We start from the raw sequence: 265 nt of genomic DNA on the forward strand, positions 1-265 counted from the left end.
GAAAAGACCAATCAGTTAACTTGAATGAAGAGCCAAAAGCAGAAGATTCAGTAGAGAACTTTGGAGACTTACCAACAGGAACAACAGCGTCATTCAAAACACCAGTTGACACAAGTTCAGCAGGAGACAAACCAGCAACAGTAGTAGTAACATATCCAGATGGAACAACAGACGAACTAGAAGTAACAGTAAAAGTTGTAGACAACAGAACAGACGCAGATAAAAACGAACCAGTAGGAAAAGACCAATCAGTTAACTTGAATGA

Annotated in this window: 1 protein-coding gene; it reads left to right on the forward strand. The window is 39.2% G+C overall.

Features of this window, described 5'->3' with window-relative positions; all coding sequences use genetic code 11:
- Positions 1-265: Rib/alpha-like domain-containing protein (locus HZY83_RS08615; protein ID WP_255460134.1), on the forward strand; the 265-nt coding region annotated here is incomplete at both ends.

It is taken from the genome of Gemella sp. GH3, assembly GCF_013415425.1.
Taxonomy (GTDB): domain Bacteria; phylum Bacillota; class Bacilli; order Staphylococcales; family Gemellaceae; genus Gemelliphila.